Genomic DNA, 15,760 nt, shown 5'->3' with positions numbered 1-15,760 from the left:
ATGCGGCGTTCAGCTGCCCCGGTAAGTGGAATAGCCATAGGGCGATAGCAGCAGCGGCACGTGGTAGTGGGCCTCTGGATCGCTGATGCCAAACCGGATCGGCACGACGTCGAGGAACAACGGCTCCTCTGCGGTCTGACCGGCGGCGCGCAGATAGCCGCCTGCGTCGAACTCCAACTCGTATGTGCCGGTCGCAAACTCCCCCTGTGGCAGGATCGGACTGTCGGTGCGCCCATCTGCGTTGGTCTGCATCTGCGCCAGCTCGGTTCGGGTGCCACCTTCGACACGATAAAGCGTGATCGACAGCCCCTCGGCCGGGTAGCCGCGGGCGGTATCCAGAACATGGGTGGTAAGGTATCCGGTCATTGGCAGTTCCTTCGCTATGTCTGTTCTTCCTGCACCAAGCGCGAGAGTTGAGCAAATGGCGCCGGATTGACAGTGTTTTCGGGAAATTTTGATAAAAGGGCCAGGTCTTCTGCCATTATAGAGGTTATGCTTGCGGTTGCCTGCCAAAGTGGCGGGCGACATCAACAAAGAGACAGCAGACCATGAACAGATATCCGCGCAATATGATCGGCTATGGCGCCACCCCTCCGGATGCAGCCTGGCCGGGCGGTGCGAAGGTCGCGGTGCAATTCGTGCTGAACTACGAAGAAGGCGGCGAGAATTGCGTGCTGCACGGGGATGCTGCGTCCGAGGCCTTTCTGTCGGATATCGCCGGGGCCGCGCCCTGGCCGGGGCAGCGGCACTGGAACATGGAGTCGATCTACGAATACGGCGCCCGCGCCGGGTTCTGGCGGCTGCACCGGATGTTCACCGATGCGGATATCCCGGTCACCATCTATGGCGTCGCCTCTGCGCTGGCGCGCTCCCCGGAGCAGGTGGCTGCGATGAAGTCCGCCGGGTGGGAGATCGCCAGCCATGGGCTGAAATGGGTCGAGCACAAGGACATGCCCGAGGCGGAGGAACGCGCCGCCATCGCCGAGGCGGTGAGCCTTCATACCGAGGTGGTCGGAACCCGCCCGCGCGGCTGGTACACCGGGCGCTGCAGCGCCAACACCGTGCGGCTGGTCGCAGAGGAAGGCGGGTTCGACTATATCTCGGACACCTATGACGACGATCTGCCCTATTGGCTCGAGGTGGGCGATCGGGACCAGCTGATCATTCCCTATACGCTGGAAGCCAACGACATGCGCTTTGCCACCGCACCGGGCTACATCACGGGCGAGCAGTTCTTTCAGTATCTGAAGGACGCCTTTGACGTGCTCTATGCCGAAGGAGAGGCCGGAGCACCCAAGATGATGTCGGTGGGGCTGCATTGCCGCCTGATCGGCAGGCCGGGCAAGGCCGCAGGGCTGAAGCGGTTCCTTGATTATATCCAAGGGTTTGAGGGCGTCTGGTGCCCGCGCCGGGCCGATATCGCCGATCACTGGGCAGAGACCCACCCGCACAAGCGCTACACGCGTCCGAGCCAGATGGAGCGGGAAAGCTTTGTTGCGGCCTATGGCGGCATCTTCGAACATTCCCCCTGGATCGCCGAACGCGCCTTTGATCTGGAGCTGGGACCGGCGCATGACACGGCACTGGGGCTGCACAATGCGCTGTGCCGGATGTTCCGCTCCGCCAGTGAGGCTGAGCGTCTGGGCGTGCTGACCGCCCATCCGGATCTGGCCGGAAAGCTGGCCGCCGCGAAACGCCTGACTGCAGAAAGCACTTCAGAGCAGGCCAGCGCCGGGCTGGACGCGTTGACTGACGCTGAGCGGGAGAGATTCACGCAGCTCAACACTGCTTATGTGGAAAAACACGGTTTCCCCTTCATCATCGCCGTGCGCGATCACGACAAGGCATCGATCCTGGCGGCCTTTGAACGGCGGATCGAAAACGACCAGGATACCGAATTTGCCGAGGCCTGCCGACAGGTTGAACGGATTGCCGAATTCCGCCTGAAGGATCTCCTGCCATGAGCCAGATCATCGAGATCGCGCCGATCAGCGCCGAGGCATTCGCACCGTTCGGGGATCTGATCGACATTTCCGGCGCGCCCGACAAGATCATCAATCAGGGCCTGTGCGGGCGTTATCATGACCGGGCAAAGATGGATTTTGCGGACGGGCGTGCGGGCCTCAGCCTGTTCAACGCCGAGCCGCGCACCCTGCCGATGCGACTGGAAATGGTGGAGCGCCACCCGGAGGGAAGCCAGGCCTTTATCCCCATGGGGGGGCAGGGTTTCCTTGTGGTTGTTGCCCAAGATTTGGGCGATGCGCCGGGCAGGCCGCTGGCTTTTGAGACAGAGCCGGGACAGGCCATCAATTTCCACCGTGGCACCTGGCACGGCGTGTTGACGCCGCTGTGCGAACCCGGCCTCTTTGCCGTGGTGGACCGGATCGGTCCCGGCGCAAATCTGCAGGAACACTGGTTCGATACCGCATATGAGGTGAGGCGCCCCTGACGGGCGCCTCGTCTGTTTTCAAGCCCACCCGAAAAGAGGTGGCACCAACAAAAATACCAACAGATCCAACAGAAGAGGGAAATGAAAATGGCAGATGGTTCCATCGGAACGACAGCAGAGCTGCGCGATCCGAATTACACGCCGCCGCTGACCCAGGCGATACCGCTGGGGATCCAGCATGTGCTTGCGATGTTCGTGTCCAATGTAACGCCGGCGATCATCGTCGCGGGGGCGGCCGGGTTTGGATTTGGTTCGAACTCACCCGACTTTCCCGAACTTCTGTACATGATCCAGATGTCGATGCTGTTTGCCGGGGTGGCGACGCTGCTGCAGACGATCACCCTTGGCCCGGTTGGCGCCGCGCTTCCGATCGTGCAGGGTACCAGTTTTGCCTTTTTACCGATCATGATCCCGCTGGTCGCGGGCAAGGGCGTCGATGCGCTGGGCGCGCTTTATGGCGGGGTTCTGATCGGCGGCCTGTTTCATGCGTTGCTCGGGACGGTGATCGGCAAGATCCGTTTTGCCCTGCCGCCGCTGGTGACCGGGCTGGTGGTGACGATGATTGGTCTGGCGCTGGTCAAGGTCGGCATCCAGTACGCGGCAGGCGGCGTGCCTGCCATCGGCAAGCCGGAATACGGCTCGCTCTTGAACTGGTCGGCCGCGTTGATCGTGATCTTTGCCACCTTGGGGCTGAAATTCTTTGCCCGTGGCATGCTGTCGGTTTCGGCGGTGCTTCTGGGGCTGATCGTGGGCTATATCTACGCGCTGATGGTCGGCATGGTGAGCTTTGAGGCCATCGGAACCAGCTGGTCGCGCGCATCGGCCTTTGCCTTGCCGGTGCCGTTCAAATACGGGTTCGAGTTCTCCTTCGCCGCGATCCTGGGTTTCTGCCTGATGGCCTTTGTCTCGGCTGTTGAGACCGTGGGTGATGTCAGCGGCATCACTCAGGGTGGCGCCGGGCGCGAGGCTACCGACAAAGAGATCGCCGGAGCGACCTATGCCGATGGTCTAGGCACGGCGGTTGCGGGGATCTTTGGCGGGTTGCCGAATACATCTTTCAGCCAGAACGTCGGCCTTATCGCCATGACCGGCGTGATGAGCCGCCATGTGGTGACCTGCGGCGCGATCTTTCTGATCATTTGCGGCCTGGTGCCCAAGGTCGGCGCCATTATCCGCACCATTCCGATCGAGGTGCTGGGGGGCGGTGTCATCGTCATGTTCGGCATGGTGGTCGCTGCGGGCATTTCGATGCTGTCCGATGTGGACTGGAACCGGCGCAACATGGTGATCTTTGCGATCTCCCTGTCGGTGGGGCTGGGACTGCAGCTGGAACCCGGTGCGGTTCAGTACCTGCCCGATACGCTTCGGATCCTGATGACCAGCGGCCTACTGCCTGCGGCGGTAATCGCCATCGTGCTGAACCTGGTGCTGCCCATGGAACTGCCCGGCAGCGTCACCGAGGAGGTCTCGGGCGGCATGTCGGGGCATGGTCAGGGCAGCCTCGGGCACGACTGATCCAAGTCCCAAGGATTGGCGGGGGCTCTCCCGCCCGTCCTGCGATCATCCTGTGATGATCTGGTCCCGTTGGGCCGGGCGCCGCGCTGCCGCGCGGCGCTTTTCTTTTTGCTGAGAGGTGCTTGAAGGGCAGGTCTGCCTTCAGGCACCTGCGCCATTCTATCGGTCTGGTTTCGGCCTCAAGGGAGCCCGCGCCAAGGCGCGGCAGCTGCGCTGCCCTTGACCCCGAAGCCAGACCTTGGGAGCGGGGCCAAGATCGGGCCGGGGATGAGGTCAGCTTTGCGCCATCAGCCGGGCCACATCCAGCATGCGGGCGGAAAAGCCCCATTCATTGTCGTACCAACCGAACAGACGGATCTGCCGGTCTCCGCACATCCGGGTTTCCGGCGCTGCGATCACCAGTGATTCCGGCCGGGCTCGCAGGTCCGAGGAAACCAGCGGCAGATCGGTCCAGCCCAGCACCGGAGAGCCTTCGACGGCTTTCTTCAGCGCGCTGAGGGCGTCAGTTTCGCTGAACGGGGTTTCAAGGCTAGCCACCAGATCGACGGCGGAAACACTGGCGGCAGGCACCCTGACGGCAGCGCCGCTGATCCGGCCCTTCAGCTGCGGCAGGACCTCGTCGATCAGGTGAGTGGCCGAACTGGTGGTCGGAACCATCGACATTGCCGCCGCACGCGAGCGTGCGAAATCGCCGCGGGGCGCATCTACCAGCGGCTGCGAATTGGTGTAGCAGTGGATCGTGGTCATATGGGCCGAAGCAATGCCCGCGAGTTCATCAAGCAGGCGTACCAGCGGCGCCAGGGCATTGGTGGTGCAGGAGGCGTTGGAGACGATGCGGGCGTCTGTCAGCCTATCCTCGTTGGCGCCCAGAACCACGGTGCGTTCGGCGGCGGGGGAGGGGCCGGAGATCAGCACCTTGCGCGCGCCGGCCTGCAGGCCGCGTTGCGCCACGTCGGAGGTTCGGGCGATGCCGGTGCATTCGAGAACCACATCGACACCGGACAGATCGACCTCAGTCAGGTCCGCTGCATGGCTGACCGGGATAGTGCGCCCCATCACGTGCAGGCTGGCTTCTCCCGTCTCCACCGGCGCGGGGAAGGGGCCGAATGTGCTGTCGTATTGGAACAGGTATGCGCAGATATCGAGCGGTGCGATATCGTTGATCCGGGCGATCTCGATGCTTCCGGATCCGGGCAGTGTCAGGATCTGGCGCAGGATGGTGCGGCCAATGCGGCCAAATCCGTTGATGGCAATTTTCATGAATTGTTCTCCGGCCCCGGAAATGGAGCGGCGCAGCCGGTCCGGATTGGGGCGATGAATATCTGAATGGGAAGGCAAAAGGGAGCGATTGGCAGGCGCCGTGCGGTGTCGCGGTGCGCGGTTACCGCGACCGGCAGACCAGATCGGCGTAGTAGACGCCGGAGATCGTCCTAAGCATGCTGTCGCGGCGGACGGTGCAACCGGTGGCGGCCTTGTAGGCGCGCGCAGCCTGACGGGCGCTGATCATTGCAGGAGGGCGGAAGGCTTCCAGCTTGCGGTTCAGCCGCTCGGCCCGGTAGCGACCGGTGCCATCGCCGACAGGGCTGACGATCCAGGTGCGGCCCAGAATTGTAACCTGACTTCCCTGCACCTTCTCCCCGGCCGCGGCGGGTGTGGGGGGCAGCGTCAGCATACCCGCGCCGAGCGTCGCGCAAAGCGCCAGAGTGGGAACCGTTGTGCGGCGGCTGAAAACAAGGCGGGCAAGGGTGCGGGCCGGGGCAAAAGCAAAAGTCATCGGACTGCTCCTGAAGGCAAAAACGTACTCGCAGCCTAGCGTCGCGGCTGCGGTTTGCAATGGGGCGTCCGAGGAAAAGCCGCCGACCCGGCCGTTCAGCGCAGGGGCGTGAGCGGCATATGGCGGTTCACATCCTTGTAAAGCAGGTAGCGGAACCGGCCCGGTCCACCCGCATAGCAGGCCTGTGGGCAGAAAGCGCGGAGCCACATGAAATCACCAGCTTCCACCTCGACCCAGTCCTGATTAAGCCGGTAGACCGCCTTACCCTCCAGCACATAAAGCCCGTGCTCCATCACATGGGTTTCGGCAAAAGGAATGGTGCCGCCGGGTTCAAAGGTAACGATGGTCACATGCATGTCATGCGAGAGGTCTTCGGGATCCATGAAGCGCGTGGTGCCCCAGCGCCCCTCGGTTCCAGGCATCATATGGGGTGACAGATCCTTTTCATTGACGGTGAAAAAGGCGGGCGCGGTCAGGCCCGGTGCAGACTGCCACTGTTTGCGGATCCAGTGGAAGGAGGCGGTGTCTGCGGCGGGATTGCGCAGCGACCAGTCGCTGCCCGGGGGCACATAGGCAAACCCGCCTTCCTCCAGCACATGCGTGGTGCCGTCGATGCTGAGCTCGACCTGGCCAGCGGTAACAAACAGGCTACCCTGCGCAGCCGGATCGGTTTCCGGGGTGTCAGAGCCGCCGCCCGGTTGCAGCTCGACGATATACTGAGAGAAGGTTTCGGCAAACCCGCTGAGCGGGCGCGCGATCACCCACATGCGCATGCCCTGCCAGCCCGGCAGGACCGAGGTGACAATGTCCCGCATGGTGCCCTTGGGAATGACCGCATAGGCATCGGTGAACATGGCACGGTCTGTCAGCAGCTGGTCCTGCCCGGGGTGCCCGCCTGTTGGGGTAAAATAGCTGCGCTCTGTCATGGTGCCGCCGTCCTTTGTGAGGCTCTGATGGGGCGCGGACTGTCCCGCCTGGTATTGTTTGGGCAGGCGGTTACCGCGCGTCAGGAGCGACTATGAGCCGATGCGCGCGCGGGTCCAAGGTGCGGCGTGGTAAAAACATTGTTCAATAATTTTTGAATATGCCCCGGAGTCGGCGCCCCGGGGAGCGAGCGTGCAACGATCAGAGAGAGTCCACGGCTTTGGACTGGCGCAGATCAGCGGCGCAGAGTTGTAATCCCTGCAGCAGATCGCCGGTGTCGGCCTCGGGGTTGTTGCCGCGCGGGACGGAGGCGCCAACCACGATCGGAGTTTGTCCCGGAACGGAGACGGGCACCGCAAGGCCAAGGATGCCCGGTTCGAATTCGCTATCGGTCAGGCACCATCCCTGACGACGGGCGAGGTCGACCTGATTGGTGATGTCTTCGGGGTGGGTCAGGGACTGCTCCGTATGGCGCGGTTTATCCGCGCGCGCGACGGCTTCGCCCGCCTCCTCGGGTGGTAGGCAGGCCAGAAGCATCCGTCCGAGACTGGTGTGCAGCAGCGGGATATGCGCCCCTGCAGTAAAGCCGTAGGTGACCGGTCCTTGATCAACGGTGGATTGTGCCAACAGCAGAACCCGGTCCTGATCCAGAATGCAAAGGGTGATGCCGACCTCCAGCTTGCGGGCATGCTGGTTCAGCACCGGCTGAACCCGGTGGCCGAACTGGTTGGCCTGCAGGAAACCGCCCGCGAGCGCCAGAACCCGCGGCGTCAACGATAGCATGCGGCCGTCCTGCCGCAGATACCCGGCTTGCACCAGTGTCAGGGCCCCCCGGCGCGCAGTTGCCCGGTCCTGTCCGCTGCGGCGCGCGATTTCGGCCAGGGTGAGGCTGGGTGTTTCGGCGTCAAAGGTCGCCATGACGGCCAGCCCCTTGGCAAAGCTGGATGAAATGTTCCGGTCCTGAGGAGGTTTGTCCATTCGAAGTCCCAAAGAAGCCGCTCGCCATAAGGGGAACAGGTCTTGACACCGATCCTCAGGCTGCGCAGTAATTGTGCGTATCAACATATATTGGTGCGTATTTCGAACTTCGTCAAGTCACTCGTTGCAGCCTGTTACCTTCGGTTCGAATTATTGCAGACAGGAATAAGGATCCCGCCATGATCAGCCAGGAACTCAACGACAGTCTGACACGCGTCGGAAAGGGGAGCGATGCCGGAGAGGTGCTGCGCCGCTATTGGCAGCCTGCGGCGCTCTCGGATGAACTGCAGCAGGGCCGCCCGGTGGTGCCGGTGCGTCTGCTGGGTGAGGATCTGGTGCTGTTCCGCGATACCGAGGGCAAGCTCGGCCTCATCGGGCGGCACTGTCCGCACCGGGGCGCAGACATGTGCTATGGGCGGCTTGAGGATAACGGTCTGCGCTGCCCCTTCCATGGCTGGCATTTCAACCGTTCGGGGCAATGCGTTGAGCAGCCGGGTGAGCCGGAAGGCAGCCGGATGCACGAGAAGATCCAGACTGCGTCTTACCCGGTGGTCGAAAAGAACGGTATCGTCTGGGCTTATATGGGGCCGGGAGAGCCGCCGGAATTCCCCAACTTTGACTGTTTCCGGGCACCCGATACGCATGTCTTTGCCTTCAAGGGCCTGTGGGAGTGCAACTGGCTGCAGGCGATGGAAGTGGGGATCGACCCGGCGCATGCCTCTTTCCTGCACCGGTTCCTGCAGGATGAAGATCCCGCCGACAGCTATGGCAAGCAGTTCCGCGATAAGGCGGGCAACACCGAAATCCCGATGACCAAGTTGCTGCGCGACTATCCGCGCCCCGAAATTCAGGTGGAAGAGGCCGATCACGGGCTGAAAATCACCGCCCTGCGCCACATGGAGGATGGCCGCAGCCACGTGCGGGTCACCAACCAGATCTTCCCCGAGGCGATCTGCATTCCGATGAGCCGGGAAATGACCATCACCCAGTGGCACGTGCCGATCGATGACGAGAATTGTTATTGGTATTCGATGTTCACCAGCTTCGACAAACCGGTGAACAAGGAGTTGATGCGCGAACAGCGCCTCAAGGAACACGTGCTGCCGAGCTATGCGCCGAAAAAGAACAAGCGCAACGAATACGGCTATAACCCGGCCGAGCAGGAAAGCGAGACCTATACGGGCATGGGGCTCGACATCAACGTGCACGATCAATGGGCAGTTGAGAGCATGGGCGCCATTCAGGACCGCACGCAGGAGCATCTGGGCAAGTCGGATGTGGCCATCATCCGCTACCGTCGTATGCTGCGGGCGGCGATTGCGGCCGTGAAGGAAGGCCGCGAAGCGGATCTGCCGATGGCAGGCGGACTGGACCTTGGCAGCATTTTCGGGCCTATTTCCAATGACTCGATCGCCCAGGACGGCGATTGGCAAAAGGCGGCGGAGGAGGCAGACGATGCGCGCCGTGGCCAGTGCTCTTGGGATGCGAGCGTCTGAACCGTTCCGGAGTCGATGCGATACCACAGCCAGCCTCGGCCCGCTCAGGGTCGGGAGCATAGCGATGAAAGAGGCGAGATGGCCGAAGATATTTCCACAGGCAAGCTGGCCCGTCTTGGCCTCTTGTCCGATGCATTCTGCGCTGGGGCGGCGGATCTGCTGCAAAGGGTCAGGTCAGAGGGTATAGAAACCGTCCGGGTTCTGTTTGCCGATCAGCACGGTATCCTGCGTGGCAAAACCATCGTGGCCGACGCCTTTGACAGCCTGTTCTCTGCGGGGCTCAATGTGCCTTCGACCCTGCTGTTGAAAGATACCTCGCATCGCACCGCCTTTCCCGTCTGGAGCGAGGCAGATGACGGTCCTGCCAGCCTGATGCAGGGGGCGAGTGATGTGCTGCTGGTGCCGCGTCCGGAAACCTTCCGCGTACTGCCGTGGTCGCCGCATTCGGCCTGGATCCTCTGCACGCCGGTGATGCGCGATGGCAGCCCGGTTCCCTTTGCCTCGCAAACCGTGCTGCAGACGGCGGTGGACCTGCTGGCCGGGCAGGGCATGGCTGCGACGCTGGGGCTGGAGGTGGAGTTTCAGGTCTTTGAGCGAACCGGTGATGCCCGCGAACACGGTCAGTCGGGCATGCCTGGCGCGCCGGTTGAGACCCGCAATCTGGCGCAGGGGTACCAGTATCTGACCGAAACCCGTTATGGCGAAATGGAAAACGTGCTGGATCTCATCCGCCGCAATGCGCAGGGGCTGGGTCTGCAGGTGCGCTCGGTCGAGATCGAAATGGGGCCAAGCCAGGTCGAGCTGACCTTTGCCCCTGCCGATCCGGTGACACAGGCCGACGCGATGGTGATGTTCCGCACCATGGTCAAGGAGGTCTGCGCGCGCGAAGGATTGCACGCCAGCTTCATGGCCAAGCCACGGCTGGAGAATGCCATGGCCAACGGCTGGCATGTGCATCAGTCGCTGCAGGATATCGCTACGGGCCGCAACCTGTTCATGCCGCAGGCGGATGGCAGCCTTAGCGCCGACGCGTCGGGCTGGATCGCCGGGCTGCTGACCCATGCGGAGGCGTCGTCGCTGATGATCGCACCGACGGTCAACAGCTACAAACGCTATATGCCGTTCCAGTTGGCGCCGAACCGGATCCAGTGGGGCGCCGACAACCGCGGCGCCATGCTGCGCGGGCTGATGGCGCCCGGCGATCCCGCGAGCCGGATCGAAAACCGCGCGCCGGACAGTTCCGCAAACCCCTATTACGCCTTTGCCGCGCAGCTGATCGCGGGCGGCGATGGAATTGCGGCGGGGCTCAAGGCGCCGTTGCCCACGACCTCTCCCTATGGCGAGGGGGCGCAGGAATTGCCGAAATCGCTGGGCGCGGCGCTGGCGGCATTCGAGGCAGGGAGCGATCTGTTCAGTGGCGTTCTGGGGGAGGGCTTCACGGGGTATCTGTCCCATCTCAAGCGCTTCGAATGGGATCGTTACCTGAACACCATCAGCGAATGGGAACAGGCCGAATATTTCAACCTGTTCTGAAATCGGCATCAAACTTCCTTGAAAGCGACAGTATTGCTGCCGTTTGCGTCTTGAACGGCGGGCGGCACGCTGTTAGCTTCGGGGGCGCGCAGACGGGAGAACCGCAGCGGAGCGGAATCACCTCGCTCCAACCGGTGCCGAAGGAGCAACCGCCCCGGAAACTCTCAGGCCAAAGGGACCGCCTACGCAATAAACTCTGGAGAGACCCCGGCGTAGGTACCGGGGCGCCGAAGGGATAGCGATCTCAGGCGCAAGGGACAGAGGGGGCATCGAAGTGTGCAGGCGAAATCTGCGCAGAACTTGGATGCCGGACCCATTCGAACAGATGGATCGGACCGGCCGTGACAACGGGACGGACACGCATGTCTGATGAAACCACGTCTGATTTGAAAAAGACGCCTTTGTTTGCCCTGCATGAAGAGCTGGGTGGCAAGATGGTGCCTTTTGCCGGGTATCTGATGCCGGTGCAGTATCCCATGGGCATCATGGGCGAGCACAAGCACACCCGCGCCAAGGCGGGCCTTTTTGATGTCAGCCACATGGGGCAGGTGATCCTGACCGGCGCGAGCTATGCGGCGGTGGCCGAGGCATTCGAAACGCTGGTACCGATGGACGTGCTGGGCCTCAAGGAAGGGCGCCAGCGCTATGGTTTGTTCACCAACGATCAGGGCGGCATCGAGGACGATCTGATGTTCGCCAATCGCGGTGATCACCTGTTCGTGGTCGTGAATGCTGCCTGTAAAGAGGCCGATATCGCCCGCATGAAGTCGGCGCTGGAACCGGCTGTGACTGTTACCCCCATTAATGACCGGGCGCTTCTGGCCCTGCAAGGCCCTGCGGCAGAGGCCGTGTTGTCTTCAATTGTTCCCGCCGCCGCCGATATGACCTTCATGGATGTGGCCACGCTGGATGCAGATGGGGTCGAAATCTGGGTCTCCCGCTCGGGCTACACGGGCGAGGATGGCTATGAGATCTCCGTACCTGCAGACCAGGCCGAAGCGTTTGCCCGCCGCCTGCTGGCGCACGCTGATGTAGAGCCGATTGGCCTTGGCGCGCGGGACTCCCTGCGCCTTGAAGGCGGTCTGTGCCTTTACGGCCATGACATTGACGCAGAGACCCGCCCGGCGGCGGCCTCGCTCACCTGGGCCATCCAGAAGGTGCGTCGCCCCGGCGGCGACCGCGAAGGTGGTTTTCCGGGCGCCGCGCATGTCTTTGCCGAGATGGCAGAGGGGCCGGCCATGCGCCGTGTGGGCCTGAAACCCGATGGTCGCGCGCCGATGCGCGAAGGTGTGGAGCTGTTTGCCGAACCCGAGGGCGGCGCGCCCATCGGCAAGATCACCTCTGGCGGCTTTGGCCCCACCGAGGGCGGCCCGGTGGCGATGGGATATGTCCCTGCGGACATGGCCACGCCCGGCACCCGTATCTATGGCGAGCTGCGCGGTAAACGCGCGCCTGTCACCGTTGCAACGCTGCCTTTCGTGGCGGCCAACTTCAAGCGCTGAAACAGAAAAACAGGCGCGTTTGTTCAAAGGGAAAGTGGACATGAAATATACCGAAGAACACGAGTGGCTGCAGGCCGAAGGCGAGATCATCACCGTGGGCATCACCGCCCATGCGGCTGAACAGTTGGGCGATGTGGTGTTCGTCGAACTGCCCGAGGTCGGCAGCGAAGTGACCAAGGACGAAGAGATCGTGGTGATCGAATCCGTCAAGGCCGCCTCGGACATCCTGTCGCCGCTGGACGGCGAGATCGTCGAGATCAACGAAGCCATCGCGGATGAGCCGGGCAAGGTCAACGAAGACCCCGAAGGCGAAGCCTGGTTCTTCAAGATCAAACCGTCCGATCTGTCTCCGATGGACGATTACATGGACGAAGCCGGTTACAAGGCGTTCATCGGCTGATTTCTCATTCCCCGCCGCCAGATCTGGGGGCGGGGAACCACTGCGCTGTGCGAACGGGCCTGCCCGAATGATAGGGTTGTGCCTGAAACATGAACCTGAAGGGGTGCCTCATGTCTTTTGAACCGACGGACTACCTGCCGTATGACTTTGCCAACCGCCGCCACATCGGCCCGTCTCCCGAGGAGATGGACGAGATGCTGCGCGTCGTGGGCGCCGACAGTCTGGATGCGCTGATCGACGACACCGTTCCGGCGTCGATCCGGCAAAAGGCTGCGCTGGATTTTGGTCGCCCGCTGTCCGAGCGCGAGCTGCTTTTCCACATGCGCGAAGTCGCACAAAAGAACAAGGTGATGACCTCGCTGATCGGGCAGGGCTATCATGGCACGGTGACCCCGCCCGCGATCCAGCGCAACATTCTGGAAAACCCGGCCTGGTACACGGCCTACACCCCCTATCAGCCCGAAATCTCGCAGGGCCGACTTGAGGCGCTGTTGAATTTCCAGACGATGATTTCCGATCTGACTGGTCTGGAAATTGCGAATGCCTCGCTTCTGGATGAGGCGACTGCCGCCGCCGAAGCGATGACCATGGCGCAGCGGGTTGCCAAATCCAAGGCCAAGGCGTTTTTCGTCGACCGCGACTGCCACCCGCAGAACATCGCGGTGATCAAGACCCGCGCCGAACCGCTGGGCATCGAGGTGATCGTCGGCAATCCGGAGAAGATGGACCCCGAGCAGGTGTTTGGCGCCATCTTCCAGTATCCCGGCACCTATGGTCACGTGACCGATTTCACCCCCCATATCGAAAAGCTGCACGCGCACAAGGCAATCGCCGTGGTCACTGCCGACCCGCTGGCGCTGACGCTGCTGAAAGAGCCCGGTGCCATGGGCGCCGATATCGCTGTCGGCTCGACCCAGCGGTTTGGCGTGCCGATGGGGGCAGGCGGGCCGCACGCGGCCTATATGGCGACCAAGGACGCCTACAAGCGCGCGATGCCGGGCCGGATCGTCGGCGTCTCGGTCGATGCCCATGGCAACAAGGCATACCGCCTGTCGCTGCAGACCCGCGAACAGCACATCCGCCGCGAAAAGGCGACCTCGAACGTTTGTACCGCGCAGGCGCTGCTGGCTGTGATGGCCTCGATGTATGGCGTCTTCCATGGTCCCAAGGGGCTGAAGGCGATTGCACAGCGTATCCACCGCAAGACCGTACGTCTGGCCAAAGGGCTGGAAGAGGCGAACTTCAAGGTCGATCCCAAGGTGTTCTTTGACACCATCACCGTTGATGTGGGCCCGTTGCAGGCGGCAGTCCTGAAATCCGCGGTCGACGAAGGTGTCAACCTGCGCCGCGTTGGTGAGACCCGGGTTGGCATCACGCTGGATGAAACCACCCGTCCGGAAACCATCGAAGCCGTCTGGCGCGCCTTCGGGATTGTCCGCAAGGATGACGATTTCACCCCGGAATACCGGGTGCCAGAGAACCTGCATCGGACCTCGGACTACCTGACCCATCCGATCTTCCACATGAACCGGGCTGAGACTGAGATGATGCGCTATATGCGTCGTCTTGCGGATCGCGATCTGGCGCTGGACCGGGCGATGATCCCGCTGGGTTCCTGCACCATGAAGCTGAATGCTGCAGCCGAGATGATGCCGCTCAGCTGGCCCGAGTTCGCCCATATCCACCCCTTTGCCCCGGCAGACCAGACCGAAGGCTATGGCGAGATGGTGACGGATCTGTCCGACAAACTGTGTCAGATCACAGGTTATGACGCGATTTCGATGCAGCCGAACTCCGGCGCGCAGGGCGAATACGCCGGTCTTCTGACCATTGCAGCCTACCACCGGGCGCGTGGCGAAGGGCACCGCAACATCTGCCTGATCCCGGTCTCGGCGCATGGCACCAACCCGGCCTCGGCGCAGATGGTCGGATGGAAGGTCGTGGTGGTGAAATCGGCCGAGAACGGTGATATCGACCTCGACGATTTCCGGGCCAAGGCGGAAAAGCACCGCGACAACCTTGCGGGCTGCATGATTACCTATCCCTCGACCCACGGCGTGTTCGAGGAAACCGTGCATGAGGTCTGCAAGATTACCCATGATCTGGGCGGTCAGGTCTATATCGACGGCGCCAATATGAACGCCATGGTCGGCCTGTCCCGTCCCGGTGATCTGGGCGGCGATGTCAGCCACCTGAACCTGCACAAGACCTTTGCCATCCCGCATGGCGGCGGCGGCCCCGGCATGGGACCGATCGGTGTGAAATCGCACCTCGTCTCGCACCTGCCGGGCCATCCCGAAACCGGCGGCGAAGAAGGTCCGGTGTCGGGTGCGCCCTTCGGATCGGCTTCGATCCTGACCATCAGCTGGGCCTATTGCCTGATGATGGGGGGCGCCGGTCTGACCCAGGCGACGCGGGTGGCGATCCTCAACGCCAACTACATCGCCAAGCGGCTCGAAGGGGCCTACGACGTCCTGTATAAAGGTCCCTCGGGCCGCGTCGCGCATGAGTGTATCCTGGACACGCGCCCCTATGCGGACAGTGCTCATGTCACCGTGGACGATGTTGCCAAACGTCTGATGGACAGCGGTTTTCACGCCCCGACGATGAGCTGGCCGGTGGCAGGTACCCTGATGGTGGAGCCGACGGAATCCGAAACCAAAGCCGAACTGGACCGGTTCTGTGAGGCCATGCTGTCGATCCGCGAAGAGATCCGCGACATCGAGGAAGGCCGTATCGACGGGGAGAACAACCCGCTGAAACACGCACCGCACACGATGGAGGATCTGGTCAAGGATTGGGACCGTCCCTACAGCCGCGAACAGGGCTGCTTCCCGCCGGGCGCCTTCCGCGTCGACAAATACTGGCCACCGGTCAACCGGGTCGACAATGTCTATGGCGACCGCCATCTGATCTGCACCTGCCCGCCGCTGGAGGACTACGCCGAAGCGGCAGAGTAAGGCGCGGTCTTAATTGAAGAAGGACAGCGGGCACCATTTGGGGCCCGTTTTCTATTGGCGTATTGCCTTCGGCGGCCGACTATCTCTGTTTGCGCAGGAATACGTTAACCCGCCAAGGAGACGTAAGTATTCAAAGTGCGGCTTGTTTTGGAAATAAAATTTCGTAACGCTTTCGAGGCGCTTCCACATTGATGCACATTTTATGTGCAGGTCAATTTTTCGCGAAGTT

General features: G+C 62.4%; 13 protein-coding genes and 1 riboswitch. Of the genes, 8 read left to right on the top strand and 5 right to left on the bottom strand.

What is annotated here, in order from left to right:
- Nucleotides 1-9: 9 nt before the first annotated feature.
- Complete coding sequence (uraH, locus tag AAFO90_RS08640) at nt 10-366, bottom strand: hydroxyisourate hydrolase (protein ID WP_347509130.1); 357 nt, start codon at nt 364-366, stop codon at nt 10-12.
- A gap of 182 nt (nt 367-548) precedes the next feature.
- On the opposite strand from uraH, the gene puuE reads away from it, so the two are divergent.
- From puuE to AAFO90_RS08625, 3 genes are all read left to right on the top strand, one after another.
- Complete coding sequence (gene puuE / locus AAFO90_RS08635; protein ID WP_347509129.1) at nt 549-1,964, top strand: allantoinase PuuE; 1,416 nt, start codon at nt 549-551, stop codon at nt 1,962-1,964.
- Nucleotides 1,961-2,449 carry an ureidoglycolate lyase gene (locus AAFO90_RS08630; RefSeq protein WP_347509127.1) on the top strand — a complete coding sequence of 163 codons (489 nt, stop codon included), beginning with the start codon at nt 1,961-1,963 and terminating at the stop codon, nt 2,447-2,449. The genes puuE and AAFO90_RS08630 overlap by 4 nt, the downstream gene beginning before the upstream one ends.
- 87 nt (nt 2,450-2,536) lie before the next feature.
- Nucleotides 2,537-3,964, top strand: a complete 1,428-nt coding sequence (locus AAFO90_RS08625; protein ID WP_347509126.1) for a nucleobase:cation symporter-2 family protein — start codon at nt 2,537-2,539, stop codon at nt 3,962-3,964.
- Between the two features lie 273 nt (nt 3,965-4,237).
- On the opposite strand, the gene AAFO90_RS08620 is transcribed toward AAFO90_RS08625, so the two are convergent.
- From AAFO90_RS08620 to AAFO90_RS08605, 4 genes are all read right to left on the bottom strand, one after another.
- Entirely contained in the window at nt 4,238-5,224 is a 987-nt protein-coding gene (locus AAFO90_RS08620; RefSeq protein ID WP_347509125.1) for a glyceraldehyde 3-phosphate dehydrogenase NAD-binding domain-containing protein, read from the bottom strand.
- Nucleotides 5,225-5,345: 121 nt separating this feature from the next.
- Nucleotides 5,346-5,738: a hypothetical protein gene (locus AAFO90_RS08615; RefSeq protein ID WP_274827877.1), complete on the bottom strand. Its 393-nt coding sequence runs from the start codon at nt 5,736-5,738 to the stop codon at nt 5,346-5,348.
- Nucleotides 5,739-5,833: 95 nt separating this feature from the next.
- The gene (locus AAFO90_RS08610) at nt 5,834-6,664 is read right to left on the bottom strand and encodes a bifunctional allantoicase/(S)-ureidoglycine aminohydrolase (protein ID WP_347509124.1); all 831 of its coding nucleotides are present in this window, start codon (nt 6,662-6,664) and stop codon (nt 5,834-5,836) included.
- Nucleotides 6,665-6,863: 199 nt separating this feature from the next.
- Complete coding sequence (locus AAFO90_RS08605; protein ID WP_347509123.1) at nt 6,864-7,640, bottom strand: IclR family transcriptional regulator C-terminal domain-containing protein; 777 nt, start codon at nt 7,638-7,640, stop codon at nt 6,864-6,866.
- Nucleotides 7,641-7,819: 179 nt separating this feature from the next.
- Between AAFO90_RS08605 and AAFO90_RS08600 the strand changes: the two genes are divergently transcribed.
- From AAFO90_RS08600 to gcvP, 5 genes are all read left to right on the top strand, one after another.
- Nucleotides 7,820-9,136, top strand: a complete 1,317-nt coding sequence (locus AAFO90_RS08600; protein ID WP_065273329.1) for an aromatic ring-hydroxylating dioxygenase subunit alpha — start codon at nt 7,820-7,822, stop codon at nt 9,134-9,136.
- A 78-nt stretch (nt 9,137-9,214) separates the two neighbouring features.
- On the top strand, nt 9,215-10,669 hold the full coding sequence (locus AAFO90_RS08595) for a glutamine synthetase family protein (protein ID WP_347509121.1): 1,455 nt from the start codon (nt 9,215-9,217) through the stop codon (nt 10,667-10,669).
- A gap of 186 nt (nt 10,670-10,855) precedes the next feature.
- Nucleotides 10,856-10,940, top strand: a riboswitch (glycine riboswitch).
- Nucleotides 10,941-11,031: 91 nt separating this feature from the next.
- Entirely contained in the window at nt 11,032-12,171 is a 1,140-nt protein-coding gene (gcvT, locus tag AAFO90_RS08590; protein WP_347509119.1) for a glycine cleavage system aminomethyltransferase GcvT, read from the top strand.
- Nucleotides 12,172-12,211: 40 nt separating this feature from the next.
- Nucleotides 12,212-12,571, top strand: coding sequence for a glycine cleavage system protein GcvH (gene gcvH, locus AAFO90_RS08585; protein WP_065273332.1), 360 nt, complete (start codon nt 12,212-12,214; stop codon nt 12,569-12,571).
- A gap of 110 nt (nt 12,572-12,681) precedes the next feature.
- Nucleotides 12,682-15,531, top strand: coding sequence for an aminomethyl-transferring glycine dehydrogenase (gcvP, locus tag AAFO90_RS08580; RefSeq protein ID WP_347509118.1), 2,850 nt, complete (start codon nt 12,682-12,684; stop codon nt 15,529-15,531).
- Nucleotides 15,532-15,760 lie beyond the last annotated feature (229 nt).

The organism is Phaeobacter sp. CAU 1743 (genome assembly GCF_039839315.1).
Taxonomy (GTDB): Bacteria; Pseudomonadota; Alphaproteobacteria; order Rhodobacterales; family Rhodobacteraceae; genus Phycobacter; species Phycobacter gallaeciensis_A.
Note: the sequence above shows the minus strand (reverse complement) of the source record. Positions and strands in the feature narration are given on the sequence as shown.

Bases quoted from the DNA above. Each gene is read 5' to 3' on its own strand.
- AAFO90_RS08605 (WP_347509123.1), bottom strand. From the start codon at position 7,640: ATGGACAAACCTCCTCAGGACCGGAACATTTCATCCAGCTTTGCCAAG.
- AAFO90_RS08610 (WP_347509124.1), bottom strand. From the start codon at position 6,664: ATGACAGAGCGCAGCTATTTTACCCCAACAGGCGGGCACCCCGGGCAG.
- uraH (WP_347509130.1), bottom strand. From the start codon at position 366: ATGACCGGATACCTTACCACCCATGTTCTGGATACCGCCCGCGGCTAC.
- AAFO90_RS08625 (WP_347509126.1), top strand. From the start codon at position 2,537: ATGGCAGATGGTTCCATCGGAACGACAGCAGAGCTGCGCGATCCGAAT.
- AAFO90_RS08595 (WP_347509121.1), top strand. From the start codon at position 9,215: ATGGCCGAAGATATTTCCACAGGCAAGCTGGCCCGTCTTGGCCTCTTG.
- gcvT (WP_347509119.1), top strand. From the start codon at position 11,032: ATGTCTGATGAAACCACGTCTGATTTGAAAAAGACGCCTTTGTTTGCC.
- AAFO90_RS08620 (WP_347509125.1), bottom strand. From the start codon at position 5,224: ATGAAAATTGCCATCAACGGATTTGGCCGCATTGGCCGCACCATCCTG.
- AAFO90_RS08600 (WP_065273329.1), top strand. From the start codon at position 7,820: ATGATCAGCCAGGAACTCAACGACAGTCTGACACGCGTCGGAAAGGGG.
- AAFO90_RS08630 (WP_347509127.1), top strand. From the start codon at position 1,961: ATGAGCCAGATCATCGAGATCGCGCCGATCAGCGCCGAGGCATTCGCA.
- puuE (WP_347509129.1), top strand. From the start codon at position 549: ATGAACAGATATCCGCGCAATATGATCGGCTATGGCGCCACCCCTCCG.
- gcvP (WP_347509118.1), top strand. From the start codon at position 12,682: ATGTCTTTTGAACCGACGGACTACCTGCCGTATGACTTTGCCAACCGC.
- AAFO90_RS08615 (WP_274827877.1), bottom strand. From the start codon at position 5,738: ATGACTTTTGCTTTTGCCCCGGCCCGCACCCTTGCCCGCCTTGTTTTC.
- gcvH (WP_065273332.1), top strand. From the start codon at position 12,212: ATGAAATATACCGAAGAACACGAGTGGCTGCAGGCCGAAGGCGAGATC.